Source organism: Duganella sp. S19_KUP01_CR8 (assembly GCF_036688705.1).
Lineage (GTDB): Bacteria > Pseudomonadota > Gammaproteobacteria > Burkholderiales > Burkholderiaceae_D > Rugamonas.
Map to the genome: position 1 here is coordinate 38,661 of NZ_JAQQPR010000014.1, position 25,719 is coordinate 64,379.

At 63.3% G+C, this 25,719-nt stretch carries 27 protein-coding genes; 16 read left to right on the forward strand and 11 right to left on the reverse strand.

Annotated elements, in window-relative coordinates:
• Entirely contained in the window at nucleotides 1–504 is a 504-nt protein-coding gene (gene moaC / locus V6M89_RS15400; protein WP_332853982.1) for a cyclic pyranopterin monophosphate synthase MoaC, read from the forward strand.
• Between the two features lie 224 nt (nucleotides 505–728).
• Nucleotides 729–1,439: a flagellar brake protein gene (locus tag V6M89_RS15405; protein WP_332853983.1), complete on the forward strand. Its 711-nt coding sequence runs from the start codon at nucleotides 729–731 to the stop codon at nucleotides 1,437–1,439.
• Nucleotides 1,440–1,505: 66 nt separating this feature from the next.
• Here V6M89_RS15405 and V6M89_RS15410 read toward each other — a convergent pair whose 3' ends face one another.
• From V6M89_RS15410 to recA, 7 genes are all read right to left on the reverse strand, one after another.
• The gene (locus V6M89_RS15410; RefSeq protein ID WP_332853984.1) at nucleotides 1,506–1,973 is read right to left on the reverse strand and encodes a pilin; all 468 of its coding nucleotides are present in this window, start codon (nucleotides 1,971–1,973) and stop codon (nucleotides 1,506–1,508) included.
• A gap of 195 nt (nucleotides 1,974–2,168) precedes the next feature.
• Nucleotides 2,169–2,744, reverse strand: a complete 576-nt coding sequence (locus V6M89_RS15415; protein WP_332853985.1) for an FHA domain-containing protein — start codon at nucleotides 2,742–2,744, stop codon at nucleotides 2,169–2,171.
• Between the two features lie 67 nt (nucleotides 2,745–2,811).
• Nucleotides 2,812–3,693 (reverse strand): succinate--CoA ligase subunit alpha, encoded by an 882-nt coding sequence (gene sucD, locus V6M89_RS15420; protein WP_116992124.1) that lies wholly within the window; start codon nucleotides 3,691–3,693, stop codon nucleotides 2,812–2,814.
• A 13-nt stretch (nucleotides 3,694–3,706) separates the two neighbouring features.
• Nucleotides 3,707–4,876, reverse strand: a complete 1,170-nt coding sequence (gene sucC / locus V6M89_RS15425) for an ADP-forming succinate--CoA ligase subunit beta (protein WP_332853986.1) — start codon at nucleotides 4,874–4,876, stop codon at nucleotides 3,707–3,709.
• 77 nt (nucleotides 4,877–4,953) lie between these two features.
• Nucleotides 4,954–5,538, reverse strand: a complete 585-nt coding sequence (locus tag V6M89_RS15430; RefSeq protein ID WP_332853987.1) for a DUF2889 domain-containing protein — start codon at nucleotides 5,536–5,538, stop codon at nucleotides 4,954–4,956.
• Nucleotides 5,539–5,803: 265 nt separating this feature from the next.
• The gene (gene recX, locus V6M89_RS15435; protein ID WP_332853988.1) at nucleotides 5,804–6,256 is read right to left on the reverse strand and encodes a recombination regulator RecX; all 453 of its coding nucleotides are present in this window, start codon (nucleotides 6,254–6,256) and stop codon (nucleotides 5,804–5,806) included.
• A gap of 132 nt (nucleotides 6,257–6,388) precedes the next feature.
• Nucleotides 6,389–7,507, reverse strand: a complete 1,119-nt coding sequence (recA, locus tag V6M89_RS15440; protein ID WP_020700932.1) for a recombinase RecA — start codon at nucleotides 7,505–7,507, stop codon at nucleotides 6,389–6,391.
• 182 nt (nucleotides 7,508–7,689) lie between these two features.
• Between recA and V6M89_RS15445 the strand changes: the two genes are divergently transcribed.
• From V6M89_RS15445 to V6M89_RS15480, 8 genes are all read left to right on the forward strand, one after another.
• The gene (locus tag V6M89_RS15445; RefSeq protein ID WP_332853989.1) at nucleotides 7,690–8,370 is read left to right on the forward strand and encodes a response regulator transcription factor; all 681 of its coding nucleotides are present in this window, start codon (nucleotides 7,690–7,692) and stop codon (nucleotides 8,368–8,370) included.
• Nucleotides 8,367–9,887 (forward strand): sensor histidine kinase, encoded by a 1,521-nt coding sequence (locus V6M89_RS15450; protein ID WP_332853990.1) that lies wholly within the window; start codon nucleotides 8,367–8,369, stop codon nucleotides 9,885–9,887. The genes V6M89_RS15445 and V6M89_RS15450 overlap by 4 nt, the downstream gene beginning before the upstream one ends.
• 2 nt (nucleotides 9,888–9,889) lie before the next feature.
• Nucleotides 9,890–10,159 (forward strand): DUF4212 domain-containing protein, encoded by a 270-nt coding sequence (locus V6M89_RS15455; RefSeq protein WP_332853991.1) that lies wholly within the window; start codon nucleotides 9,890–9,892, stop codon nucleotides 10,157–10,159.
• Nucleotides 10,156–12,210, forward strand: coding sequence for a sodium:solute symporter family protein (locus tag V6M89_RS15460; RefSeq protein WP_332853992.1), 2,055 nt, complete (start codon nucleotides 10,156–10,158; stop codon nucleotides 12,208–12,210). Before V6M89_RS15455 ends, V6M89_RS15460 begins: the two co-directional genes overlap by 4 nt.
• Nucleotides 12,211–12,282: 72 nt before the next feature.
• A complete protein-coding gene (locus tag V6M89_RS15465) occupies nucleotides 12,283–14,292 on the forward strand; it encodes an alpha/beta hydrolase family protein (protein ID WP_332853993.1) in 2,010 nt (669 codons plus the stop codon).
• Nucleotides 14,293–14,349: 57 nt separating this feature from the next.
• Nucleotides 14,350–15,564: a 6-phosphofructokinase gene (locus tag V6M89_RS15470; RefSeq protein ID WP_332853994.1), complete on the forward strand. Its 1,215-nt coding sequence runs from the start codon at nucleotides 14,350–14,352 to the stop codon at nucleotides 15,562–15,564.
• Between the two features lie 9 nt (nucleotides 15,565–15,573).
• The gene (locus V6M89_RS15475; protein ID WP_332853995.1) at nucleotides 15,574–15,852 is read left to right on the forward strand and encodes a hypothetical protein; all 279 of its coding nucleotides are present in this window, start codon (nucleotides 15,574–15,576) and stop codon (nucleotides 15,850–15,852) included.
• A 119-nt stretch (nucleotides 15,853–15,971) separates the two neighbouring features.
• Entirely contained in the window at nucleotides 15,972–16,241 is a 270-nt protein-coding gene (locus V6M89_RS15480; protein WP_332853996.1) for a hypothetical protein, read from the forward strand.
• Nucleotides 16,242–16,269: 28 nt separating this feature from the next.
• On the opposite strand, the gene V6M89_RS15485 is transcribed toward V6M89_RS15480, so the two are convergent.
• From V6M89_RS15485 to purM, 3 genes are all read right to left on the reverse strand, one after another.
• On the reverse strand, nucleotides 16,270–16,566 hold the full coding sequence (locus tag V6M89_RS15485) for a HigA family addiction module antitoxin (protein ID WP_332853997.1): 297 nt from the start codon (nucleotides 16,564–16,566) through the stop codon (nucleotides 16,270–16,272).
• An 82-nt stretch (nucleotides 16,567–16,648) separates the two neighbouring features.
• The gene (locus tag V6M89_RS15490; protein ID WP_332853998.1) at nucleotides 16,649–17,854 is read right to left on the reverse strand and encodes an alkaline phosphatase family protein; all 1,206 of its coding nucleotides are present in this window, start codon (nucleotides 17,852–17,854) and stop codon (nucleotides 16,649–16,651) included.
• Between the two features lie 71 nt (nucleotides 17,855–17,925).
• Complete coding sequence (gene purM / locus V6M89_RS15495) at nucleotides 17,926–18,969, reverse strand: phosphoribosylformylglycinamidine cyclo-ligase (protein ID WP_116992110.1); 1,044 nt, start codon at nucleotides 18,967–18,969, stop codon at nucleotides 17,926–17,928.
• Between the two features lie 161 nt (nucleotides 18,970–19,130).
• Between purM and V6M89_RS15500 the strand changes: the two genes are divergently transcribed.
• The 6 genes from V6M89_RS15500 to panB all read left to right on the forward strand — a co-directional run bounded on the left by V6M89_RS15500 (nucleotide 19,131) and on the right by panB (nucleotide 24,498).
• Nucleotides 19,131–20,219: an AI-2E family transporter gene (locus tag V6M89_RS15500; protein WP_332853999.1), complete on the forward strand. Its 1,089-nt coding sequence runs from the start codon at nucleotides 19,131–19,133 to the stop codon at nucleotides 20,217–20,219.
• A gap of 48 nt (nucleotides 20,220–20,267) precedes the next feature.
• The gene (hda, locus tag V6M89_RS15505; protein WP_161088999.1) at nucleotides 20,268–20,954 is read left to right on the forward strand and encodes a DnaA regulatory inactivator Hda; all 687 of its coding nucleotides are present in this window, start codon (nucleotides 20,268–20,270) and stop codon (nucleotides 20,952–20,954) included.
• A 10-nt stretch (nucleotides 20,955–20,964) separates the two neighbouring features.
• A complete protein-coding gene (locus tag V6M89_RS15510; RefSeq protein WP_332854000.1) occupies nucleotides 20,965–21,636 on the forward strand; it encodes an HAD family hydrolase in 672 nt (223 codons plus the stop codon).
• On the forward strand, nucleotides 21,629–23,017 hold the full coding sequence (pcnB, locus tag V6M89_RS15515) for a polynucleotide adenylyltransferase PcnB (RefSeq protein ID WP_332854001.1): 1,389 nt from the start codon (nucleotides 21,629–21,631) through the stop codon (nucleotides 23,015–23,017). The genes V6M89_RS15510 and pcnB overlap by 8 nt, the downstream gene beginning before the upstream one ends.
• 18 nt (nucleotides 23,018–23,035) lie before the next feature.
• Complete coding sequence (folK, locus tag V6M89_RS15520) at nucleotides 23,036–23,551, forward strand: 2-amino-4-hydroxy-6-hydroxymethyldihydropteridine diphosphokinase (RefSeq protein ID WP_332854002.1); 516 nt, start codon at nucleotides 23,036–23,038, stop codon at nucleotides 23,549–23,551.
• A gap of 95 nt (nucleotides 23,552–23,646) precedes the next feature.
• Nucleotides 23,647–24,498, forward strand: a complete 852-nt coding sequence (gene panB, locus V6M89_RS15525) for a 3-methyl-2-oxobutanoate hydroxymethyltransferase (RefSeq protein ID WP_332854003.1) — start codon at nucleotides 23,647–23,649, stop codon at nucleotides 24,496–24,498.
• A 63-nt stretch (nucleotides 24,499–24,561) separates the two neighbouring features.
• On the opposite strand, the gene V6M89_RS15530 is transcribed toward panB, so the two are convergent.
• Nucleotides 24,562–25,647 (reverse strand): XRE family transcriptional regulator, encoded by a 1,086-nt coding sequence (locus V6M89_RS15530; RefSeq protein WP_332854004.1) that lies wholly within the window; start codon nucleotides 25,645–25,647, stop codon nucleotides 24,562–24,564.
• Nucleotides 25,648–25,719: the final 72 nt, after the last annotated feature.

Here is a 25,719-nt window from a genome sequence, read left to right on the forward strand (position 1 = left end):
ATGACCATCGAAAACTCCGCGCCCGCCGACCAACTGACCCACTTCGACGGCTCCGGCCAGGCGCACATGGTCGATGTCGGCGCCAAGACCGAGACGCACCGCATCGCGCTGGCCAGCGGCAGCATCCGCATGAAGCCGGAAACGCTGGCCATCATCACCGGCGGCACAGCCAAAAAGGGCGACGTGCTGGGCATCGCGCGCATCGCGGCGATCATGGCGTCCAAGCGCACCAGCGACCTGGTGCCGCTGTGCCACCCGCTGGCGCTGACCCGGGTGACGGTCGATTTCGAGACCGATGTGGCCAATTCCAGCGTGCATTGCAAGGCCCAGGTGGAAACCTACGGCAAGACCGGGGTGGAAATGGAGGCGCTGACGGCGGTGCAGGTCGGCCTGCTGACGGTGTACGACATGTGCAAGGCCGTGGATCGGGGCATGGTCATGACCGATATCCGCGTGATGGAAAAGCATGGCGGCAAGTCGGGCGATTGGAGCGCGACAAGTTAAGCAATGTTGCCAGTTGCCTCACTCTGCGCTGTCCTCAAAAACTCCAAAATGCAACGGTTTTCAGCGTTACGCCGTCGCTGGCGTGCTAGTCTGCGACCAATCAGCAACCTCTTGTATTGTCTGATTGTTACCTTAGTTGGGTGGGTATATAATAAATGTCACTGAAGTAATCTTTTGACGTAGGCCTCACCGTACCCGCCTCGCGCATACGAGAAAGAATTTGAATGAGCAGCAACCCTCCACCGAGCGAAGCCAAGACTCAGGAATACGAATTCGAGCAAATGAATCTGCAGGTGGGCGGCAGGATTCAGTTCATCACTCACCGCACGATCAAGCCGATCCAGCACTTCTCCACGCTGATCGGCTGGGCCAAGGATGAGTATATGATCGTCAAGGTTCCGTTCGAGAACAACGCACCGATCGCCCTCAACGACGGCGACAAGCTGACCATCCGCGTGTTCTCCGGGGTCAACGTGTGCTCGTTCTCCTGCGTGGTGCAACGGGTGTTCCCGCGTCCACTGTTTTATGTCCACCTGTCGTTCCCGCAGTCCATCCAGGGCACCAGCCTGCGCGCGGCGATGCGGGTCAAGGTCGATATTCCTGCCCAGGTGACTTCACCGGGCGGCACTAATTCCGTATTCCTGGTGAACCTGAGCGTCTCCGGCGCGTTGATCGAATCGGCCAAGAAGCTGTCGGACGACGAGGCCGAGGTCGGACTGTCGTTCTATCTGATCGCCCAGCCCGGCAACCGGCAGGTGCGTATCAATCCTAACGCCACCATCCGCAACATCAACGTGGTCAAGCCCGCCACCGGTGACAAGCCCGAGGTGTTCACCTATGGCGTGCAGTTCATCGACCTGGATCCGGTCCACTACACCATGCTGCAAAACCTGACCTACGAGGCGCTGATCGCCGACCGCCAGAAGATCGTCTGATCCATTCAATGCAGGAACGAAAAAAAACCGGCCGAAGCCGGTTTTTCTATATTCAAACCGAGAACATTAAGGGACTACGTTGTTCTTGGTCAGAGCTTGCTGGGCTGCGGTGTTGGTGACGGTGGTGGTCACGTTCCAGGTTACGTTAGCTGCACCGGCGGCGATGGTCGGGGTGTAGGTAGCGGTCAAGCCGTCGATGTTTTTGCCGACGCCGGTGGCGAAGGTTTCAACGATCACGCCGTCCGCGACGGTGACGCCGGAAACTTCCTTGGTTGGGGTGAAGGTCGGTACGCCTTTGGCGCCGGCGTTACAGCCGACCAGGTCCCCTCCACCTTCCTGGGCGCACAACGCCACCGCAGTCTTGATCGAGTCGATCGCGCCTTGCGCATTGGCCATCTTGGCTTTGATGGTGTAGTCGCTGTATGCTGGAATCGCAACCGCGGCCAGAATACCGATAATGGCAACGACGATCATCAGTTCGATCAGGGTGAAGCCGGCCTGGGCTTGTTTCTTCATCATTTTCATGGATTTCATTTTCGACTCCTGGGGTGTGTTGAACAACAAATTTGGTAGGACACTTAGCTATGAGCAATTGGTGTGCCAGCCCGATTTTCGGGTCCAAACACGCGAAATATGCCAAAAACTGTCGCTTTGTGTCGTACGGACTGCCGTTTTTTGTCAGTCCGCAGGCCGCAATTTGTCAGCCAGGGGCGCCGCTGACAAATATTGTCAGCTCATGCGGAAGGCCATCTGGGTTCCGCTGAGGTCGATCACGTCGCCGTGATTCAGTCGCTGGGCCTGCTTGCCCAGGGCGATGCCGTTCACCAGCGGCGGCTGCGCGCCTTCCTGGTGGGTGATGGTGTAGGCGTCGGGCTGGCGATGGATCACCACCACCTGCACGCCGGCGCGGCCGAGCGTGGTCTGCGGCTTGGTCAGCGCCATCTGCTTGCCTGCATTGTTGCCATTTAATACTTCGATTTGCGCCAGCACGGGCGCCGCCGCCATCATGGGCCGCACGCCGTCGGCGACGAACTCGACCTGGAACTTGGCCATTTTGATCACATCCTGGTGTTGCAGAAAGTGCTTGCCGATGCGGTGGCCGTTGACGAAGGTGCCGTTGGTGCTGTGCAGGTCTTCCAGGAAGGAGTCATCCAGGATGGTGACGATGACGGCGTGGTCGCCGCTGACGGCCGGATGCGTCAGCACGATGTCGTTGCGCGGATGACGGCCGATGGTCATCCGCTCTTTGCTCAGTTGTACTTGCTGTTCTATCTGTCCATCCCGCGAGATGAGGATCTTCGCCAATCTGTTCTCCATAGAAAAAGGGGAGCCTAGGCTCCCCTTCATTATTTCACACTAAAGCGAACTGTTATTACAGCATTGCTTTCAGCAGACGCGCCATTTCGGACGGGTTCTTGGTGACGGTGATGCCGCAAGCTTCCATGATTTCCAGTTTGGCTTGTGCGGTGTCAGCGCCGCCGGAGATCAGCGCGCCGGCGTGGCCCATGCGCTTGCCCGGAGGAGCGGTTACACCGGCGATGAAGCCGACGACCGGTTTTTTCATGTTGTCTTTGATCCAGTAAGCCGCGTTGGCTTCGTCTGGACCACCGATTTCGCCGATCATGATGACCGCGTCGGTATCTGGATCGTCGTTGAACATCTTCATGACGTCGATGTGCTTCAGGCCGTTGATCGGATCGCCGCCGATGCCGACTGCCGACGATTGGCCCAGGCCCAGTGCGGTCAGCTGACCGACTGCTTCATAGGTCAGGGTGCCCGAACGCGAAACCACGCCGATGCGGCCCTTGCGGTGGATGTGACCTGGCATGATGCCGATCTTGATTTCGTCCGGGGTGATCAGGCCTGGGCAGTTAGGGCCCAGCAGCAGGGTCTTGGAACCTGCTTTAGCCATGCGGTCTTTCAGAGCCATCATGTCGCGGACAGGAATGCCTTCGGTGATGCAAATGGCCAGGTCCAGTTCGGCTTCGACAGCTTCCCAGATCGCAGCGGCAGCGCCTGCTGGCGGTACGTAGATCACGGAAACGTTGGCGCCGGTTTCTTTTTTCGCTTCTGCAACGTTAGCGAAAATAGGAATGCCTTCGAAATCTTCGCCGGCTTTCTTTGGGTTCACGCCTGCGACGAAGGCATTTTTGCCGTTCGCGTAGTCACGGCAACCGCGGGTGTGGAATTGACCGGTTTTGCCGGTAATACCTTGGGTAACGACTTTGGTATCTTTATTGATCAGAATGGACATGTTGATTCCTTAATTAAGCTTGACCGGCAGCGGCGGCGACGACGCTCTTCGCTGCATCTTCCATGGTGTCGGCTGCGATGATAGGCAGACCGGAATCGGCCAGCATCTTCTTGCCCAGGTCTTCGTTGGTGCCCTTCATGCGGACGACCAGCGGCACGTTCAGCGACACGGCTTTGACTGCGGTGATCACGCCTTCGGCGATCACGTCGCAACGCATGATGCCGCCGAAGATGTTGACCAGGATGGCTTTCAGGCCTGGGTTTTTCAACATGATCTTGAAGGCTTCGGTTACTTTCTCAGCCGTGGCGCCGCCGCCTACGTCCAGGAAGTTGGCTGGCTCGCCGCCGAACAGCTTGATGGTGTCCATGGTGGCCATGGCCAGGCCGGCGCCGTTCACCAGGCAACCGATGTTGCCGTCCAGGGAGATGTAGGCCAGGTCGAATTTCGATGCTTCGACTTCAGCTGGATCTTCTTCGTCCAGATCGCGGTAAGCGACGATTTCCGGTTGACGGAACAGCGAGTTGGCGTCGAAGTTGAACTTGGCGTCCAGAGCGATGACCTTGCCCGAACCGGTCAGGATCAGCGGGTTGATTTCGGCCAGCGACGAGTCGGTTTCCCAGTAGGCTTTGTACAGGCCTTGCAGGTTGGTGACCGCGTCGGCGATCGAACCTTCCGGCACACCGATCTTGGCGGCGATGCCAGCGGCTTCAGCATCGGTCAGGCCGATCGATGGATCGATGGCGATCGAGTGCAGCAGTTCTGGGTGGGACTCGGCAACTTCTTCGATGTCCATGCCGCCTTCGGAGGAAGCCATCAGCACAACGCGCTGCGATACGCGGTCGGTGACCAGCGATACGTACAGTTCTTTCTTGATGTCCGCGCCTTCTTCGATCAGCAGGCGGCGTACTTTCTGGCCTTCTGGGCCGGTCTGGTGCGTGACCAGCTGCATGCCCAGGATCTGCTCGGAGAATTCTTTGACTTGTTCCAGCGATTTGGCGACTTTAACGCCGCCACCTTTACCACGGCCACCGGCGTGGATCTGTGCTTTTACAACCCAGACCGGGCCGCCCAAGGTTTCAGCAGCTTTGACTGCTTCTTCAACGGACATGCACGGAATACCGCGCGGAACCGTCACTCCGAATTTTCGGAGGATTTCTTTGCCTTGATACTCATGGATTTTCATGCTGGCTTCCCTTCTGATGCTGATGTGTAAAAATCGGTTGATACTGCGAAATGTGTGAATCTAGTAAGCAGAGATTGCTACGCGCCACCTGGTGCTGCTTTGGCCACCCAGCGCGGGTAAAACTGCGCCACTGCTCCACCGTCGGTGCGCAGGGCATGGCATTTGTCGAGTTGAAACGGCTTCTGGCGCGGCACGCCGTCATTTTCGGTCGCCGCGTCGTTGGTCGACCAGACATCGTTGGCGAACGCCTGCACCGCGGCCGTGGGCAGGATCTGCGCCAGTTCGGTCAGGTGGGTGCAGCCGGAGATGCCGGCCAGGCGTTGCTTGAGCTCGTGGCGGAAACCCTTCATCAGGTTCAGGCCGACGAGCTGCTTTTTATAATCGGGGGCTATGGTGTCGCAGTGGCCGGGATAGGGAACGGCATCGGATGCGGCTTCGGCATCGACGATGTTCAGTTGCAGATCGACGGTCAAACGCAGGTGCAGGTCATGCAGGGGGGTGCCGGCGGCGCGTGGGCCGGAGGCCAGCACGGTGTCGATCACTTTGATGTCGGTGATATGGGCGTCGAGATCCCACAGTCCGTCATCGCGTGCGTACGCTTGGACGGCAATTGCGCGCGTGTGCCGGAGCGCACGTCGGGTAACTGGGGTTGACAGGGACATAAGACCGATGCCGCTCTCGCGACAGAAATTTAGTAAGCAGCCATGTGCTGATCGCACGTGTCCGCAGCTTCTACGGACAACTACCGCACCTGCGGCGCTGCAAAAACCCCAAAAGTGTAGCACATCAAGACCTCCAGTTGCGTCAGAACATATCTTTTGGAAGGAAAAATGGCCGTTTTGAGATCGTTTTTACAAGAAATTCACCAGTCTTATTTCAGTCATGGAAACATTGCATGGTGCGGCGCGGCAACGTCTACTTGATCTGTCAGTCGTCTTCCGGCGCGCCTTTCAGCGCGGTTTGCACGGCGCGCTGGGAAAATCCCCGTTGCATCAGGAAGCGCATCTGCTTGTTGCGTTCCTGCGGATCGGCGGCCACGGTGCCGAACTTGCGGTTCCACACATCGACGCAGCGTTCGGTCTCGCCTTCTGCCAGGCCCGCCTTCAGTTCCTGCAGTTCCTCGCCCTTGATGCCGTGGCTTTGCAGCTCGGCGACGATGCGGCTGTTGCCGAAGCGGGCCGAGCGCCGGTGGATCAGCGCTTCGGAGAAACGCTCCTGCGACAGCCAGTTGTTCTTTTCCAGCAGGTCGAGCAGGGCTTCGACGTCGTCGCCCTCCTCCGCGTAGCGCGCCAGCTTGCGGGCCAGCTCCATGCGGCTGTGTTCACGCATCGACAGATAGCGCAGGGCGCGGCCCTTCAGGCTAAGTTGCGGTGCTGCCATAAAAACCTCTGCACAATGAGAAAACCACCGGCTGAATGAACAGCGCGGTGGTCGATCCGTCGCTCCCGCGCACGCGGGAGTCTATAGAACGCATGCTCAGCATGGGTCCCCGCTTTCGCGAGGACGACGGCTTTACGCGGCGTCGGCCTTGTCGCCCTTGTCCGCCTTATCGGCCTTGTCGACCGATTTCAGCTTGACCACGGTGTCGCCCTTGTCGGCGGCCAGCGGCGGCAGTACGCGCACGCCCAGCGATTCGCGGACTTTGTTTTCGATTTCCCACGCCAGCTCAGGGCGCTCCTGCAGGAAGATACGGGCGTTGTCCTTGCCCTGGCCGACGCGCTCGCCGTTGTAGCTGTACCAGGAACCGGACTTCTCGACGATCTTCGCTTCAACGCCCAGATCAAGAATCTCACCTTCACGCGAGGTGCCGGCGCCGTACAGGATGTCGAAGTGCGCTTCCTTGAACGGCGGCGCGATCTTGTTCTTGACGACCTTGACCTTGGTTTCGTTGCCGATCACCTCGTCGCCCGATTTGATCGAGCCGGTGCGGCGGATGTCCAGGCGCACGGAGGCGTAGAACTTCAGCGCGTTACCGCCGGTGGTGGTTTCCGGGCTGCCGAACATGACGCCGATCTTCATGCGGATCTGGTTGATGAAGATGACCAGGGTGTTGGTGCGGTTGATCGAACCGGTCAGCTTGCGCAGCGCCTGGGACATCAGACGGGCTTGCAGGCCCGGCAGCGAATCGCCCATGTCGCCTTCGATCTCGGCGCGTGGCGTCAGCGCGGCGACCGAGTCGATGACCACCAGGTCGACCGAACCGGAGCGCACCAGCGCGTCGCAGATTTCCAGCGCTTGCTCGCCGGTGTCCGGCTGCGAAATCAGCAGCTCGTGCAGGTTGACGCCCAGTTTCTGTGCGTAGCCGACGTCCAGCGCGTGCTCGGCGTCGATGAAGGCGCAGGTGCCGCCCAGTTTTTGCATTTCAGCAATGGTTTGCAGGGTCAGCGTGGTTTTACCCGACGATTCAGGACCGTAGATTTCCACCACGCGGCCGCGCGGCAAGCCGCCGACGCCCAGCGCGATATCCAGGCCGAGCGAACCGGTCGACACGACCTGTACGTCCTCGATCGGCGTGTTGGCGTCCATGCGCATTACGGAGCCTTTGCCGAATTGCTTCTCAATTTGGGCCAGCGCGGCAGCCAGCGCCTTGGCCTTTTCTGATGCAGGTACAACAGCTTTTTTATCGTCCATAATGTTCTTTCAACCAGTAGGTGGGTGCAAATTCGTCGGTACAGGCAGCACTGTATAAAAAAACAGTGCTTAATGCAAGCACGATTTTTAAACAATTTTGAGATTGCACAAAAACTCGCCACCTTGCGCGAAATGAAACACAATAGAATCTTCTGCCGCCGGCGTGTTGGAGTGTCTACATTATGCGAATTTTACTTGCCGAGGACGACAGCGTGCTGGCCGACGGCCTGACCCGCTCGCTACGCCAGTCCGGCTACGCCATCGATTGCGTCAGCAACGGCCAGGAAGCCGACACCGCCCTCTCGACCCAGGAATTCGACCTGCTGATCCTGGACCTGGGCCTGCCCAAGCTGTCCGGGCTGGAGGTGCTGCGCCGCCTGCGCGCGCGCGCCTCGCTGCTGCCGGTGCTGATCTTGACGGCGGCCGACTCGATCGAGCAGCGCGTCAACGGCCTCGACCTGGGCGCCGACGACTACATGGCCAAGCCGTTCGCGCTGTCCGAGCTGGAGGCGCGGGTGCGGGCGCTGACCCGGCGCGGCGCCGGCGGCGGCGCCACCGTGGTCAAGCACGGGCCGCTGAGCTACGACCAGGTCGGCCGCAGCGCCTACATCAACGAGCAGATGCTGGACCTGTCGGCGCGCGAACTGGGCTTGCTGGAAATCCTGCTGGCGCGCAGCGGCCGGCTGGTGTCCAAGGAACAGCTGGTCGACCACCTGTGCGAATGGGGCGAGGAAGTGAGCAACAACGCCATCGAAGTCTATGTGCACCGGCTGCGCAAGAAGATCGAGATCGGCGGCATCCGCATCGCCACCGTGCGCGGCCTCGGCTACTGTCTCGAAAAATATTCGGACGCGCCCAAGTGACGCCGCCGGCCGCACAGCCAGCGCCGGATCTGGAGTATCAGCCGCCGGCGCCCGAGGCCGACGAAGGCATCCAGCACTCGCTGTTCGGCGAGATCCTGGACTGGATGCTGGCGCCGCTGTTGCTGCTGTGGCCGATGAGCATCGCGATCACCTACCTGGTGGCCAAGTCCATCGCCAACCAGCCGTTCGACCACGCGCTGGAAGACAGCGTGACCGTGCTGGCGCAGCAGGTGCGCGCGGTGGACGGCAAGGTCATCAAGGGCCTGTCCGGCCCGGCCCGCGACATCCTGCGCGCCGACGATGTCGACAACGTCTACTTCCAGATCCAGGGCCCGCGCGGCGAGCACGTGGACGGCGACCGCGACCTGCCGCCGCCGGTCATCGACGAGGACGACAAACCGCGCGGCAGCGTGCGCTTCCGCAACGACAATATGCACGGCACGCCGGTGCGCGTGGCCTACGCCTACGTGCGGCTGGAGCACAACAGCGGCGGCGAGCCGCAACTGGCGCTGGTGCAGGTGGCCGAGACCCTGGAGAAACGCGGCCAGCTGGCCAACGCCATCATCAAGGGCGTGATCCTGCCGCAGTTCATCATCCTGCCGATCGTGCTGGCCCTGGTGTGGTTTGCGCTGTCGCGCGGACTGTCGCCGCTGGCGCAGTTGCAGGAGCGGATACGCGCGCGCAGCTCGGACGACCTGAGCCCGATCGCCTCCAACCAGGTGCCGGAGGAAATCTCGCCGCTGGTCAATTCGCTCAACGAGATGCTGGCGCGGCTGTCGCTGTCGATCGAGATGCAGAAGCGCTTCATCGCCGACGCCGCGCACCAGATGCGCACGCCGCTGGCGGGCATGCGCATGCAGTCCGAGCTGGCGCTGCGCCAGACCGACAGCGGCGAAATCCACCGTTCGCTGGAGCAGCTGGCCAAGAGCTCGGAAGCGGCCACCCGCCTGGTCAATCAATTGCTGGCCCTGGCCCGCGCCGAAAACCAGCCGCAGGCCGGCACCGCCATGCTGCCGCTGGAACTGTCGGAACTGGCGCGCAGCGCGGTGCAGGACTGGGTGCCGGCCTCGTTCGCGCAGCGCATCGACCTGGGCTACGAGGCGCCGACCGAGCCGGTGCAAATCGTCGGCAACCCGACCATGCTGCGCGAGCTGCTGTCCAACCTGATCGACAACGCGCTGCGCTACACGCCGGCCGGCGGCAGCGTCACCGTGCGGGTGCGCCGCGACGAGGAGCATGGCTACCTGGAAGTCGAGGACACCGGGCCGGGCATCGCCCAGGCCGAACGCGCGCGGGTGTTCGAGCGCTTCTACCGCATCCTCGGCAACAAGGCCGAGGGCAGCGGCCTGGGCCTTGCCATCGTGCGCGAAATCGCCCAGCAGCACGGCGCCGAGGTCGATATCTACAACAACCCGCGCGCGCAGCAGGCCAAGCTGCCGGGCGCGCTGTTCCGGCTGACCTTGCCGCTGCCGCCGCGCCCGCCGGAACAGGATGAAGAACAACCGTACTATGGATAACAATGGATAAGCCCGCCGCACCGCTCAGCCGCGAACAGCACTGGCGCAAGACGCGCCGCCTGTCCGCCATCCTGCTGCTGGCCTGGCTGGCGACCGGCTTCTGCGCCGCCTTCTTCGCCCGCGAACTGGCCGGCCTGAGCGTGTTCGGCTGGCCGCTGTCGTTCTACCTGGCGGCGCAGGGCGCGTCACTGGTCTACCTGGCCATCCTGGCCGTCTACGCCTGGCGCATGCGCAAGCTGGACCGCGCCGCCGCCGTGGAGCACCGCGCATGAAGGCAAGCCGCAGCTTCTTCCAGCGCCTGCGCAACTACTACCTGCTGTTCACGGCCGGCCTCGCCTGCTTCCTGGTCGCGCTGTCGGTGCTGGAGCAGGAAGGCATGTCGCGCAACTGGATCGGCTACCTGTTCATGTTCGCCACCATCGTGCTGTACGCGTCGATCGGCGTGCTCAGCCGCACTTCCAACGTGCTCGAATACTATGTGGCCGGGCGGCGCGTGCCGGCCATGTTCAACGGCATGGCCACCGCCGCCGACTGGATCTCCGCCGCCAGCTTCATCAGCCTGGCAGGCGGCCTGTACCTGCACGGCTTCGACGGCCTGGCCTACATCATGGGCTGGACCGGCGGCTACTGCCTGGTGGCGCTGCTGATCGCGCCCTACCTGCGCAAGTTCAGCCAGTACACCATCCCCGATTTCCTGGCCGCCCGCTACGGCGGCGGCGATGGCGACGGCCGCGGCGGGCGCGCGGTGCGCATCCTGGCGGTGGCGGCCACCATCATCGTCTCCTTCACCTACGTGGTGGCGCAGATCTACGCGGTCGGACTGATCGCCTCGCGCTTCACCGGCGTCGATTTCTCGGTCGGCATCTTCCTCGGCCTGGCCAGCATCCTGGTGTGCTCCTTCCTCGGTGGCATGCGCGCCATCACCTGGACCCAGGTGGCGCAGTACATCATCATCCTGGTGGCCTTCCTGATGCCGGCGGTCTGGCTGTCCGGCAAGCACACCGACAATCCGATTCCGCAAGTGGCCTACGGCAAGCTGCTGCCCAAGCTGAGCGCGCGCGAGAACGTGCTGCAAAACGATCCGAAAGAGGCCGAGGTGCGCGCCATCTTCCGCCAGCGCGCCGACGATTTCGAGGCCCGCATCCGCACCTTGCCGGCGTCGTGGGAGGCCGGCCGCGCCGACGTCCAGCGCGCGCTCGACCGCGTCAAGCTGCGCAACGCCTCGCTGCTGGAGATCCGCAGCGCCGAGCGGGCCCTGATCGCCTATCCGAAAAGCGCCGACGAGGCCGCGCACGACTGGGCCGAGGCGCGCGCGCAGAACCTGGCCCGCGCCCAGCCGATCACACCGCACGCCACGCCCTACCCCGGCGATCCGGAAACCTCGGACATCAAGCGCAACAACTTCCTGGCGCTGGTGTTCTGCCTGATGCTGGGTACGGCCGCGCTGCCGCACATCCTGATGCGCTCCTACACCACGCCGTCGGTGCACGAGACCCGCGTGTCGGTGTTCTGGACCCTGTTCTTCATCCTGCTGATCTACCTGACCATCCCGGCGCTGGCGGTGCTGGTCAAGTACGACATCTACAGCGCGCTGGTCGGCAGCGACTTCGCCCACCTGCCCAACTGGGTCTCGTACTGGGCCAATGTGGACAAGGCCAATCCGCTGTTCAGCATCAACGACATCAACCACGACGGCATCGTGCAACTGGCCGAGATCACCATCGACGCCGACGTGCTGGTGCTGGCCACGCCGGAAATCGCCGGCCTGCCCTACGTGGTGTCCGGCCTGGTGGCGGCGGGCGGGCTGGCGGCCGCGCTGTCGACCGCCGACGGCCTGCTGCTGGCGATTTCCAACGCGCTGTCGCACGACATCTACTACAAGCTGGTCGACCGCAGCGCCTCGACCCAGAAGCGGGTCACCATCTCCAAGCTGCTGCTGCTGGGCGTGGCCTTCATCGCCGCGTATGGCGCCTCGCAAAAGCCGGGCGACATTTTATCGCTGGTGGGCGCGGCCTTCTCGCTGGCGGCCTCGGCGATGTTCCCGGCGCTGGTGCTGGGCGTGTTCTGGAAGCGCGCCAACTACCAGGGCGCGGTGGCCGGCATGGCGACCGGCTTCGCGGTCTGCCTGTACTACATGTTGCATGCCAATCCCATCCTGGGCGGCAGCGCGGCCGGCCAGTGGTTCCACATCGCGCCCATCTCGGCCGGCATCTTCGGCGTGCCGGCCGGGCTGCTGACGATGGTCGCGGTCAGCCTGCTGACGCCCGCGCCGGAGCGCCAGACCGGCGCCCTGGTCGACTACATCCGGGCGCCGGAACTTTAAGATACATGCCGCATGTGGCGGATTTGATAACTTGATGCTATTGTTCCGGCACCGCTTATTTCGAGACCGCCCATGAAACTTCGCACCATCCTGCTGCTGGCCTGCGCCCTCGGCCAGATCTTCCATGCCGTCCAGGCCGCCGATGCGCCGCCAGCCCGCCCATCGGTCGAAGACTTCTTCGGCAATTCCGAATTCAGCGGCGCGCTGCTCTCGCCCAGCGGCAAATACCTGGCCGTGAAGGTCGGCTCCAAGGACAAGCGCGACCGCCTGGCGGTGGTGGAACTGGGCGTGAACACGGTCAAGGTGGTGGGCAACTTCAGCGACGCCGACATCGGCAAGTTCCAGTGGATTAACGACGACCGCCTGGCCTTCACCGCCGCCGACCACACCCTGGCCCAGGGCGACCAACGCTACGCGCCCGGCCTGTACGCGATCAACCGCGACGGCAGCGCCTTCCGCCAACTGGCGATGCGCAACGGACAGCCCTTCATCAGCAGCGGCTCCGGCAGCATGCAGTCGCGTGAGCTGCTGCCCTGGCACACCTTCATGCTGGACCAGGACGGCCCGCAGGATTCCGAGTATATGTACGTGCTCAACAAGAGCATCAGCGGCCCCGGCCAGCTGGACTACGTCGACCTGCAGCGCATCAACACGCTGACCGGCCGCGTGGCCAGCACCATCTCCCGTCCCGGCAACAGCATGGGCTGGCTGCTGGACAACAAGGGCGAACCGCGCCTGACCGAAACCTCGAAAGACCGCACCAGCGAAGTCTGGTATCGCGATCCGGCCAACAACGAATGGCGCAAGCTGACCGGCTTCGACAACTACACCGGCGGCAAGGGCGCCTTCCGGCCGCTGGCGTTCGGGCCGGACGGCACGTTGTACGTGATCTCCAACAAGGACAACGACCTAGCGTCGGTGCACAGCTACGACTTCGCCACCAACAAGGTCTCCGAGCAACCCATCGTCAAGCTGGAGGGCTACGACTTCCGCGGCCATCTGATCATGGACCAGCACAAGATGCTGGGCGTGCGCTACCAGACCGATGCCGCCGGCACCGTGTGGTTCGACCCGGCCATGAAGGAGATGCAGGAAAAAATCGACACCATGCTGCCCAACACCATCAACCTGCTGACGCCGCCATCGCGGCCGCAGGCGCCGTGGGTGCAGGTGCGCGCCTTCAGCGACGTATGGCCGTCGCGCAGCTTCCTGTACAACCGCGAGAGCAAGCAGCTGACCGCCATCGGCGCCAGCCACCCCGCCATCAATCCAACCCAGATGGCGCACAAGATCATGGTGCACTACAAGGCCCGCGACGGCCTCGACATCCCGGCCTGGCTGACCGTGCCGCAAGGCAGCGGCAAGAACCTGCCGCTGGTGGTGCTGGTGCACGGTGGTCCGTACGTGCGCGGCGGCGACCTGGCGTGGGAGCCGGATTCGCAATTCCTGGCCTCGCGCGGCTATGCGGTGCTGGAGCCGGAGTATCGCGGCAGCCGGGGCTTCGGCGAGCGCCACTACCGCGCCGGCTGGAAGCAATGGGGCTTGAAGATGCAGGACGATATCGCCGACGGCGCGCGCTGGGCCATCGCCCAGGGCACCGTCGACCCCAAGCGCATCTGCATCGCCGGCGCCAGCTACGGCGGCTACGCCACGCTGATGGGCCTGATCAACGACCCCGACCTGTATAAATGCGGCATCGACTGGCTGGGCGTCACCGACATCAACCTGTTGCACGACGGCCACTGGGCCTATGTGTCGGACGTTTCGGATGGCTGGCGGCAGTACGGCATGCCGGAGCTGGTCGGCGATCCGGTCAAGGATGCCGAGCAGCTGAAGGCCACCTCGCCGCTGCTGCAGGCGGCCCGCATCAAGCAGCCGCTGCTGCTGGCCTACGGCGGCGCCGACATGCGCGTGCCGCTGCCGCACGGCACCAAGTTCTACAAGGCGGTCAAGCAGACCAATCCCAACGTCGAGTGGGTCGAATACCCGGAGGAAGGCCACGGCTGGGCGCTGCCGAAAAACCGCTACGACTTCTGGAACCGCGTCGAGAAATTCCTCGACAAGAATATCGGCGCGCACTGAAAGTCGCGCTATAGTCTCGTTGCAGCAAACCTGTTCAACGATTACGGAGGAGCGCGCATGTCGTCGGGAAAAATTTTGGTCGCACAGGGAGGCGGGCCGACCGCCGTGATCAACCAGTCGCTGGCGGGCGTGGTGCTGGAGGCGCGCCGCTTCCGCGACGTCACCCGCGTCTACGGCGCGCTGCATGGGGTGCGCGGCATCATCAACGAAGACCTGGTCGACCTGACCCGCGAGACCAGCCACAACCTGGAGCTGGTGGCGGCCACGCCGTCGTCGGCGCTGGGCTCGACCCGCGACAAGCCGGACCTGGCCTATTGCGAGGAGATCTTCAAGGTCTTGCGCGCGCATGAGATCGAGCAGTTCTACTACATCGGCGGCAACGATTCGTCCGACACGGTGCGCATCGTCAGCGAGCAGGCGCAGCAGGCCGGCTATCCGCTGCGCAGCATCCACATTCCCAAGACCATAGACAACGACCTGGTCGGCAACGACCACACGCCGGGCTTCCCGTCGGCGGCGCGCTTTGTCGCGCAAGCCTTCGCCGGCGCCAACCTGGACAACGCCGCGCTGCCGGGCGTGTACGTGGGCGTGGTGATGGGCCGCCACGCCGGCTTCTTGACGGCCGCCTCGGCGCTGGGCAAGAAGTTCCCGGACGACGGCCCGCACCTGATCTACCTGCCGGAGCGGGTGTTCTCGCTGGAGCAGTTCCTGGCCGACGTCAAAGCCACCTATGCGCGCTATGGCCGTTGCGTGATCGCCGTGTCCGAGGGCATCCACGATGCGTCCGGCGAAGCGATCGCCAGCCTGCTGGCCAAGGAAGTCGAGCGCGACGCGCACGGCAACGTGCAGCTGTCCGGCACCGGCGCGCTGGCCGATTTGCTGTGCGACGAGATCAAGGCCAAGCTGGGCATCAAGCGCGTGCGCGGCGACACCTTCGGCTATCTGCAGCGCTCGTTCATCGGCTGCGTGTCGGACGTGGACCAGCGCGAAGCGCGCGAGGTCGGCGAGAAGGCGGTGCAGTTCGCCATGTGGGGCGGGCGCGACGGCTCGGTGGCGATCAAGCGCACCGGTTTTTACTCGGTGGACTACGAGCTGATGGCGCTGTCCGACGTGGCCGGCAAGACGCGCGTGATGGAGGACGAGTTCATCAGCGCCAGCGGCACCGACGTGACCGACGCCTTCCGCCTGTACCTGCGGCCGTTGCTGGGTTCCGGCATGCCGGACGCGTTCCGCCTGCGGCCCTCGCCGGTGGAAAAAATTCTGAAGAAATAGGAGACGACGATGGGCATATTCCAACGCAGCCTGCTGCTGGCCATGCTGGCCAGTGCGGCACTGGGCGCCTCGGCGCAGAACGCCAACCAGCCGCCACCGCCACCCGACGGCAAGCGCGGCCCGCCGCAAGAAGCGATCGACGCCTGCAAGGGCAAGGCCGAAGGCGCCAAGGTCACGTTCAAGGGCCGGCGCGGCGAGGACATCAAAGGCGTCTGCAAGAAGATGCGTGAAGGCGTCGTCGCCGTGCCCGAGGGCGGCATGCCGCCACCGCCGGAGCCGCGCAAATAGTTGCTGGTCGGCTTGTGTCGGAGGCGATCTTGGTTTTACTGGGCTTTACAGGGCCTTGACGTTTTCTAACAAACTCTGGAAGGACAATGGCTACCTCACATTGATTTCGGGAGTTTGGCATGAAAACAGTTAGAACCTGGATGTCCCTGGCGGCGGTAGCCAGTGTCTCGTTGGCGGCGTCGGCCCAGAACGGCCCGCCGTCCGGCGGCCAGCCGCCAGGACCGCCGCCCGAAGCCGTTGCTGCCTGCAAGAACAAGGCCGAAGGTACGAAGGTCACTTTCAAGGGGCGCCGTGGTGAAGACGTCCAAGGCGTCTGCAAGAAGATGCGCGACATCGTCGTCGCAGTGCCCGAAGGCGGCATGCCGCCACCGCCTGAGCAAGGAAAGTAAGTAGCGCGAATTAACTTAGATCAGACGCTCACGCCACGTCTGCCCTGGCGGGAAAAACGAAAGGTCGAACAGTAGCGGTATCGACCTTTTTTCTTGCCTGCATCACGTCATGCGCAGCCTGGATTTCCATCCATGATATGGCCGAACGATCAAACACCAGTTCGAGCCGAACTGCCATTTCCGCCGTTAGTTCGATTTCTTCAGCAAGCAAGCTTTCCACTACCTGCAACGACAGTCCCAACCGGTCAGCCAACTCTTCATGACTAATTTTATGCGCTTCGACGTAGGACAGAAAAAGATATTCGCCGGGGTGCATAGTCATCATGTTTGCCTCCAATACCAATCGAATCCTGATTTTTCATGGTAGGAGCAAAGCCGTAAGCCGTCAATCGCGCAGAAACGTCACACTACGGCGCCAGCGCCGGCAGCAGCGGTGTGATGTCGCCGTCGGACGGCAGCGGCGCCAGTTTCAACAGGCGCATCAGCAGCGGGTAGACGTCGACATTGTCGAACGCCGGCAGCACCACGCCCGGCTTGAAGGCCGGGCCGGCGGCGATGAAGATCGCGCCCATCTCCGGCGCCGCGTTGTCGTAGCCGTGCGCACCGCCCTTGCCCAGCGCCTTGTCGCTGAACGTCAGCATCCAGCCGGTCTCGGCCAGACAGATGAAGGCCGGCACGCGCGCGTTGCGCCCATACGCCAGCCGCGCCGGCAGCTCACCCTTGCGCCAGCATTGCATATGGTCCTGCGGCTTGAGCAGCGCCGCAGCCAGCTGCTCCTCGCGGCCGGGCATCGCTTCCATGCCGGCATACGGCCCCTGGACCACCTTGCGGTAGCTGCCCTCCGGCAGCAGCCGGTCCATGCGCACCACCCGCTCGGCGCTCACCGGCGCCATGCCGTGATCGGAGACGATGACGATGTTGGCGTCCAGCTTGCGCTTGGCCAGCCCGTCCAGCATCTGGCCGACGGCCTGGTCCACCAGCGCCACGGCCGCCGTGGTCTGCTCGGCGGCCGGGCCGTAGGTGTGGCCGGCATGGTCGACATCATCCAGGTACAAGGTGGCGAAGCCCAGCGGCTCCACGTCCTCACGTCCCAGCCACGACAACAGCCGCTCGGTGCGCGCGGCCGCCGGCAGCTTGCCGTTGAACTGCGGCGCCACCGTCGGCTGCACGCCGTGGATCGCCGCTTCCGAACCGGGCCAGAACATGGTGCCGGCGCGGATGCCGTGCAGCTCGGCCGTCACCCACACCGGCTCGGCCTGGTCCCACCAGCGGCGGTCGGTGACGGCGGCCGGATTGTCCAGGCTGAAGCGCACGCCGGGAATCGCCGCGTCGTCCATATTGTTGTCGACCACGCCGTGATGGTCGGGCCGCAGCCCGGTCACCAGCGTGTAGTGATTCGGGAAGGTGATCGAGGGGAACGACGGCCGCATCGCCACCGCGCGCGCGCCGCCGGCGGCTAGCCGGTTCAGGTTGGGCGTGACGCCGCGTTCCAGGTAATCGGGCCGCATGCCGTCGATCGACACCAGGATCGTCAACGGCGCGGCGTGCGCTGCGGCGCAGCAGCTCACGGCCAGCATCAACAGGCCGGCCAGTTTTTTCAGGATGGGTTTCATGGTTCAGGGTCCAGCCATAAAAAAAGCGGACGACGCCGGGGCGCGGTCCGCTTTCAGGAAAGAGCTATCGCTTAAACAACGATGGTCTGGTGTTCGTCGCCGACGCGGGCGCGGATCGCGCCGATGGTGTAGACGGTCTCGCCGGCCGCTTCCAGCTGGGCGATGGCGGCGGCGGCGTTTTCTTTCGAAACGATGACGGTCATGCCGATGCCGCAGTTGAACACGCGGTGCATTTCAGCGTCGGCCACGCCGCCGTGCTGCTGCAGCCAGGTGAACAGCGGTGGCATGGTCCACGATTTGCCGTTCAGCTCGGCCACCAGGCCAGGCTGCAGCACGCGCGGGATGTTCTCGACCAGGCCGCCACCGGTGATGTGCACCATGCCCTTGACTTCCATCGAGGCCATCAGCGCCAGCAGCGGCTTGACGTAAATGCGGGTAGGCTGCATCAGCACGTCGGCCAGCTTGCGGCCGTGGAAGTCGCCTTCCAGGTCCGGCTTGGCCACTTCGATGATCTTGCGCACCAGCGAGTAACCGTTGGAGTGCACGCCCGACGAGGCCAGGCCCAGGATGACGTCGCCTGGAGCGATCTTGGTGCCGTCGATGATGGCCGATTTTTCCACCGCGCCGACCGCGAAACCGGCCAGGTCGTATTCACCGGCCGGGTACATGGACGGCATTTCCGCCGTTTCGCCGCCGATCAGCGCGCAACCGGCTTGTTCGCAACCCTGGGCGATGCCCTTGATGACGTCGGTCGCGATGGCCACGTCCAGCTTGCCGCAGGCGAAGTAGTCGAGGAAGAACAGCGGCTCGGCGCCCTGCACCAGGATGTCGTTGACGCTCATCGCGACCAGGTCGATGCCGACCGTGTCGTGGCGGTTCAGCTCGAACGCCAGTTTCAGCTTGGTGCCCACGCCGTCGGTACCGGAGACCAGGACCGGCTCCTTGTACTTCTTGCTGATCTCGAACATGGCGCCGAAACCGCCCAAGCCGCCCATCACGCCTTCGCGCATGGTGCGCTTGGCAAAAGGCTTGATCGCTTCGACTAAAGCGTCGCCTGCGTCGATATCGACGCCGGCGTCACGGTAGGACAGGGAAACATTAGAAGTTTGGCTCATGGTGTATTTCGCAGCGGAGGCGGTAAAATAGAAGGCGGAGACCTGTTTCGTAGTAAAAAGTTACGAAAATGCGCAAAAAGCTGCACAACAACCCGGTCAATCCGCTATTTTATCAAAATGCCCCGTCCAACAGCCGTTTTTAACCATCTAAATCACTTTCCATGCCATTTCCCCTCTCGGTAGAGCAAAAGCAAACGGCATTCTGGGTAGCGGTTTGGGCAGCATTCTTCCTGTTGCTGGTCACTTTGGGACCGGTGCTGACGCCCTTCCTGGCCGCCGCCATCCTCGCTTACGCGCTCAATCCGGGCGTCGACTTCCTCGACCACCTGCGCGTCGGCCGCCTGAAGATGCGGGTGCCGCGCGCGCTGGCCGTGCTGGTGGTGGTGGTGCTGTTCTTCGCCGCCATCGCCGCCCTGGTGCTGATCGTGGTGCCGGTGCTGCAAAAGGAAATCCCTCTGCTGCAGGCGCAGATCCCCGCCTTCCTGGCCAAGGCCAACGACCTGCTGGGCCCCAAATTGCAGGAAATGGGCGTCAAGGTGCGCCTCGACAGCGCCGGCATCAAGAAGCTGGTGTCGCAGCAGATGGCCACCAGCGGCGAGGAGATCTGGAGCGCCGTGCTCAATTCGGCGCGCGTCGGCGGCACCGCGGTGCTGGGCTGGATCGCCACGCTGGTGCTGATACCGGTGGTGCTGTTCTACCTGCTGCTGGACTGGCACCCGATGCTGGCCCGTATCGCCGGCTGCGTGCCGCGCCGCTGGATAGGCGCCACCATGGACATGGCCGAGGAAGTCGACACCCTGCTGGCCCAGTATCTGCGCGGCCAGCTGCTGGTGATGTTCGTGCTGGCGGTGTACTACTCGGTGGCGATGGCGATTGCCGGCTTCGACGTCGCGCTGCCGGTCGGCATCATCACCGGCTTGCTGGTGTTCATCCCCTACCTGGGCTTCGGCCTGGGCCTGGTGCTGGCGCTGATTTCGGCGGTGCTGCAGTTTTCCGACTGGAGCGGCGTGATCGCGGTGGCCGTGATCTACGGCGCCGGCCAGGTGATCGAAGGCTTTTTCCTCACCCCGCGCCTGGTGGGCGAGCGCATCGGCCTCAATCCGCTGGCGGTGATTTTCGCTTTATTGGCCTTCGGCCAGCTGTTCGGTTTCGTCGGCGTGCTGCTGGCATTGCCCGCTTCGGCGGTGCTGATGGTGGCATTTAAGCATCTCCGCCGCCACTACCTGAGCAGCAGCTTCTATAATGCGTGACGTGGAACAGAAAAACGTTATGCAAAAGATCATAAACAGGCGAACGCCATGAAACAGCTGGTGCTCGATTTAGGCGCAGACCAGGCGCACAGCCTCGCATCGTTCGAGGTGGGACAGAATGCCGAGGCGGCAGCGCTGATGGCGCAGTTCGCCGACCGCACGTCGCGCGAGCACTTTGCCTACCTGTGGGGCGCGGGCGGCGTCGGCAAGACCCATCTGCTGAAAGCTTTGGCCAGCGCCGGCGGCGAAGCCGAACAGCTGCGCGCTCGCTATATCTCGCCGTTTTCCATCGAGTCCGAATTCGTCTACTCGCCGGAGGTGGACCTGTACCTGCTGGACGACTGCGAAAAGCTGTCGCCGCTGGCGCAGATCGACGCCTTCGCCCTGTTCAATGAAATTCGCGCCAACAACGCCTTCATGGTGTGCAGCGGCGCGGTGGCGCCGGCGGTGCTGCCGGTGCGTGAAGACCTGCGCACCCGCATGGGCTGGGGCCTGATCTACCAGATCCACGGCCTGACCGACGACGAAAAGGTGGCCGCGCTGACGGCCGCCGCCACCGCCCGCGGCTTGACGCTGTCGCCCGGCGTGATACCCTACTTGCTGTCCCATTTTCAGCGCGACATGCGGTCGTTGTCGACCATGCTGGACTCGCTGGACCAATATTCCCTCGAAACCCAACGCCCGATCACCTTGCCGCTGTTGCGCGAGTGGTTGCAGGCGGAAGCTAAAGAATGACGAATCCTGCATGAACTTAGCCTTATTTGACCTCGACCACACGCTGCTGCCGATCGACTCCGACTACGAGTGGGGGCAGTTCCTGGTGCGCATCGGCGCCGTGGACGCCGCCGAATTCGCCCGCCGCAACGATGAATTCTTCGCCCAGTACCAGGCCGGCACGCTGGACCCGGTGGAATACCTGGAGTTCTCGCTCGGCACCCTCGCCTCCTTCCCGCGCGAGCGCCTGCAGGCCATGCAGGAGCAGTACATGGCCGAAGTGGTGCTGCCGGCGATCCGCCCTGCGGCACGCGCGCTGCTGCAAAAGCACGTCGACGCCGGCGACCTGGTGGCCATCGTCACCGCCACCAACCACTTCGTCACCGCGCCGATCGCCAAGGCGCTGGGCGTGGAGCACCTGATCGCGGCGATGCCGGAAATGGACGCCGACGGCAAGCCGACCGGCAAGCTGCTCGGCACGCCGACCCAGGGCGCGGGCAAGGTCACGCACACCAAGGCCTGGCTGGCGAAGATGGACAAAAAGCTGGAAGACTTCGGCACCGTCCACTTCTACAGCGATTCGCACAACGACCTGCCGCTGATGTCCATCGTCAGCCACCCGGTGGCGACCAACCCCAACGCCGCACTGAAAACGCACGCCACAGCCCAAGGCTGGCCATTAATTGACCTATTCAATGATTAAGAAACTGATCCGCAAAATCCTCGGCACCAAGAGCAAGGCTCGCGACACCAACACGCCGGTGGTACTGGGCCCGGAAGCCCACGGCATCGATCCGCGCCTGCTGTCGTCGAACGCGGTGCGCGTCACCAGCACCTTGCAGGAAGCGGGCTACGAAGCCTTCGTGGTCGGCGGCGCCGTGCGCGACCTGCTGCTGGGCGTGAAGCCGAAAGACTTCGACATCGCCACCAACGCCACGCCGGAGCAGGTCAAGCGCCTGTTCCGCCGCGCCTTCATCATCGGCAAACGGTTCCAGATCGTGCACGTGATGTTCGGCCAGGATTTGCTGGAGGTGACCACCTTCCGCGGCACCACGCTGGACAACGCGCCGAAGGATGAACATGGCCGCGTCCTGCGCGACAACACCTTCGGCTCGCAGGCGGAAGACGCGGTGCGCCGCGACTTCACCATCAACGCCATGTACTACAACCCGGCCAACCAGCAGGTGCTGGACTACCACGGCGGCGTGGAAGACATCCGCGCCAAGACGCTGCGCATCATCGGCCAGCCGGAAGCGCGCTACCGCGAAGACCCGGTGCGCATGCTGCGCGTGGTGCGCTTCGCCGCCAAGCTCAAGTTCACCATCGAACCGAATACCGGTGCGCCGATCCCGGTCATGGCTTCGCTGATCGACAACGTGCCTGCGGCGCGCGTGTTCGACGAAATGCTCAAGCTTTTGATGAGCGGACAGGCGCTGGCCTGCCTGCAGCAACTGCGCAAGGAAGGCCTGCATCACGGCCTGCTGCCGCTGCTGGACGTGGTGCTGGAGCAGCCGCTGGGCTTCAAGTTCGTGACGCTGGCGCTCGATTCGACCGACTCCCGCATCCATGCCGGCAAGACCGTGTCGCCGGGCTTCCTGTTTGCGTCGCTGCTGTGGCACCAGGTACTGGAGAAGTGGACCGCCTACCGCGCCGCCGGCGAGCAGACCATCCCTGCCCTGCACCTGGCGGCCGACGACGTGCTCGATTCGCAAACCGAGAAGCTGGCCTTGCAGCGCAAGATCGGCTCCGACATGCGCGACATCTGGTCGATGCAGCCGCGCTTCGAGCGCCGCAGCGGCAAGTCGCCGCACAAGCTGCTGGAGCACCTGCGCTTCCGCGCCGGCTACGACTTCCTGCTGCTGCGCTGCGCCTCGGGCGAGATCGACGCCGAACTGGGCGAATGGTGGACCGCGTTCTATGAAGGCGACGAAGCCACCCGCGAAGACCTGATCGCAACCGCCAACCAGCCTGCGGGAGCCGGCGGCGCCAAGCGCAAACGCGCACCGCGTCGCGGTGGCCGCAGCAAGGGCGGCGCTGAAGGCGGCAACGCCGGCGGTTCCGGCGGCGACGGCGGCGCGGAATAAACTGCGCTGTCACGCATCATGAGCATCATCGACCAAGCAGGTGAAGACGGCTTCGCCTTCACCATCGCCTACATCGGCATCGGCGCCAACCTGGGCGATGCGCGCGGCAACGTGGCCGACGCGCTGGAGCGCCTGCAACGCCTGCCCGGCTGCACGCTGATGGCGGCGTCGGACCTGTACCGCACCGCGCCGATCGACTCCAGCGGCGACGACTACATCAACGCCGTGGCCCGCATCGCCACCACGCTGGACGCCGAAGCGCTGCTACAAGCGCTGCACGACATCGAGCAGGCGCATGGCCGCGAGCGGCCCTACCGCAACGCCCCGCGCACGCTGGACCTGGACCTGCTCCTGTACGGCGACCAGCAGATCGCCAGCGCCACGCTGACGGTGCCGCATCCACGCATGACGGAGCGCGCCTTCGTGCTGGTGCCGCTGCTGGAACTGGCGCCGGCCATCCACATTCCCGGCAAGGGCGCGGCGCAGGATTACGCCGCCTCGGTCGCCGATCAGGGCATCAGCCCCATTATTTGACTCCCCTGCACGCGATAGCATTCAGGACTACACTATCGCCGTGTGATCACCTCTTTAAAGGATTTCCCATGTCTGGTTATTTGCAAGGAAACGAAATGGCCGCGAGCCAAAAGCCTGCCGCCACCACCGCACCTGCACCGGCCAAAGCGGTCGCCAACAAGGCAGTCACCATCTCCACGCTGGCAACCCTGCGCGCGGCCGGTGAAAAAATCTCCATGCTGACCTGCTACGACGCCAGCTTCGCCTCGCTGATGGACCGCTGCGGCGTCGAGATCCTGCTGATCGGCGATTCGCTGGGCATGGTCTGCAACGGCCACCAGTCGACGCTGCCGGTGACGGTGGCTGAAGTGGCTTACCACACGGCCGCCGTCGCGCGCGGCAGCAAATCGGCGATGATCATGGCCGACCTGCCGTTCGGCGCCTACGGCACGCCGGAAACCGCGTATGCCAACGCCGTGCAGCTGATGCAGGCGGGCGCGCACATGGTCAAGCTGGAGGGCGGCGCCTGGCTGGCCGACACCGTGCGCTTCCTGACCGACCGCGCGGTACCGGTCTGCGCCCACCTCGGCCTGACGCCGCAATCGGTGCACCAGCTGGGTGGCTACAAGGTTCAAGGGAAGACCATCGAAAGCGCCGACCTGCTGAAGGCGGACGCATTGAAGATGCAGGCCGCCGGCGCCGCGATGGTGCTGCTGGAAGCCATCCCTGCGCAGCTGGGCAAGGAAGTCACCGAGCTGCTGACGGTGCCGACCATCGGCATCGGCGCGGGACCTGACTGCTCGGGCCAGGTGCTGGTGATGCACGATCTGCTGGGCGTATTCCCGGGCCGCAAAGCGCGCTTCGTGAAGAACTTCATGGAAGGCCAGACCAACATCGACGCCGCCGTCACCGCCTACGTCACCGCCGTCAAGGACGGCAGCTTCCCGGCGCTGGAGCACTGCTTCTAAGCTCCTGCAGAATCCAGGTCGGCCAGCATCTGCTCGGCCTGGTCCCAGGGCAGCCTGCGGCCGCTATCGCGCATACGCTGATACGCGGCCCGCGCTATCGTCGTCGAAATCCAGTGACCGCATTTTGCGGAAGGTCCCGATTGGCATACGCATCAGCTCTGCGGCCTTGGACTCGCCTATGTACTCTTCCGCCAACGCGTGGAATATCAGCTGTTCGAAGACGTGCGGCTGTTCGACCGGATACGGAGTACCGGGCTCCGTCAGATGCCAGCCTTTCAAACGGAACTGGCGTGCCTGCTCGTCGCGCCATGCAGGACTAACGATGCCCAGGTCGCGGGCGCGATACAGCAAGCCACCCATGCTGAGGCCAAATTCCTCCTTCAGCAAAGCCAGCTCCTTCAGCTCAATAAAACTGCGACGCTGCCCCAATTCCTGCAACGCGGACTGGCGCGGCACAAGGAAGGCACCGGCAAAACGGTTACAGGCCAATTCCTCATCAATGTCCTTGGCCAGACGTCCATTGAGCATCAAGTGGCCCAGCTCATGCGCCAACGTAAAGCGCTGTCGGTCTCCCGGCCAATTGCGGCCAACGACAATCACCGGCATCTTGTGTACGGAAGCAGCCAGGCCATCAAACTTTGGATCTGCATTCGCATCGATCATGAACACGCGTATGCCATGCGTCTCCAACGCATCGATCAACTCGGGAATCGGCGCATAGCCCAAGGCCCATGCATTACGTACTTGTTCAGCGACGTCTTCGATCTGCGCCAGATCAGATATCTTCTTCGGCAATCCGGCTACGGGGGCGAACTCTTTCAACGGCGACTTTGGGAACAGAGCCTCCAGCTCGATGCGCCGCTCGATCTGATCGATTACCTCATGTTCGATAGCTTCCAGGCGCTTCTTGGGTAGAGAGCTACGTTTGCGATATTCGATGCCCTCCAGCGCGACTGACTCGGGGCGGAAGAAATATTCGGTCCGGACTTGCAGCGCCTGCGCGAGTTTGATAAGGGTTGCAGAAGTCGGCACAGCCAACTCATCCTCGTACTTCTTGATCGCAGCATGAGACAGGTCGACCTTAGCCGCCAGCTCACGCAGCGATAAGCCGGCCGCCTTGCGCGCCCGGAACAGCCGTTGACCAATCATGATTTACCTCCAGAACCGTGCGATTGCGGTTTACATTTCCACTAATAATATACCAATTTGTAAACCATCACT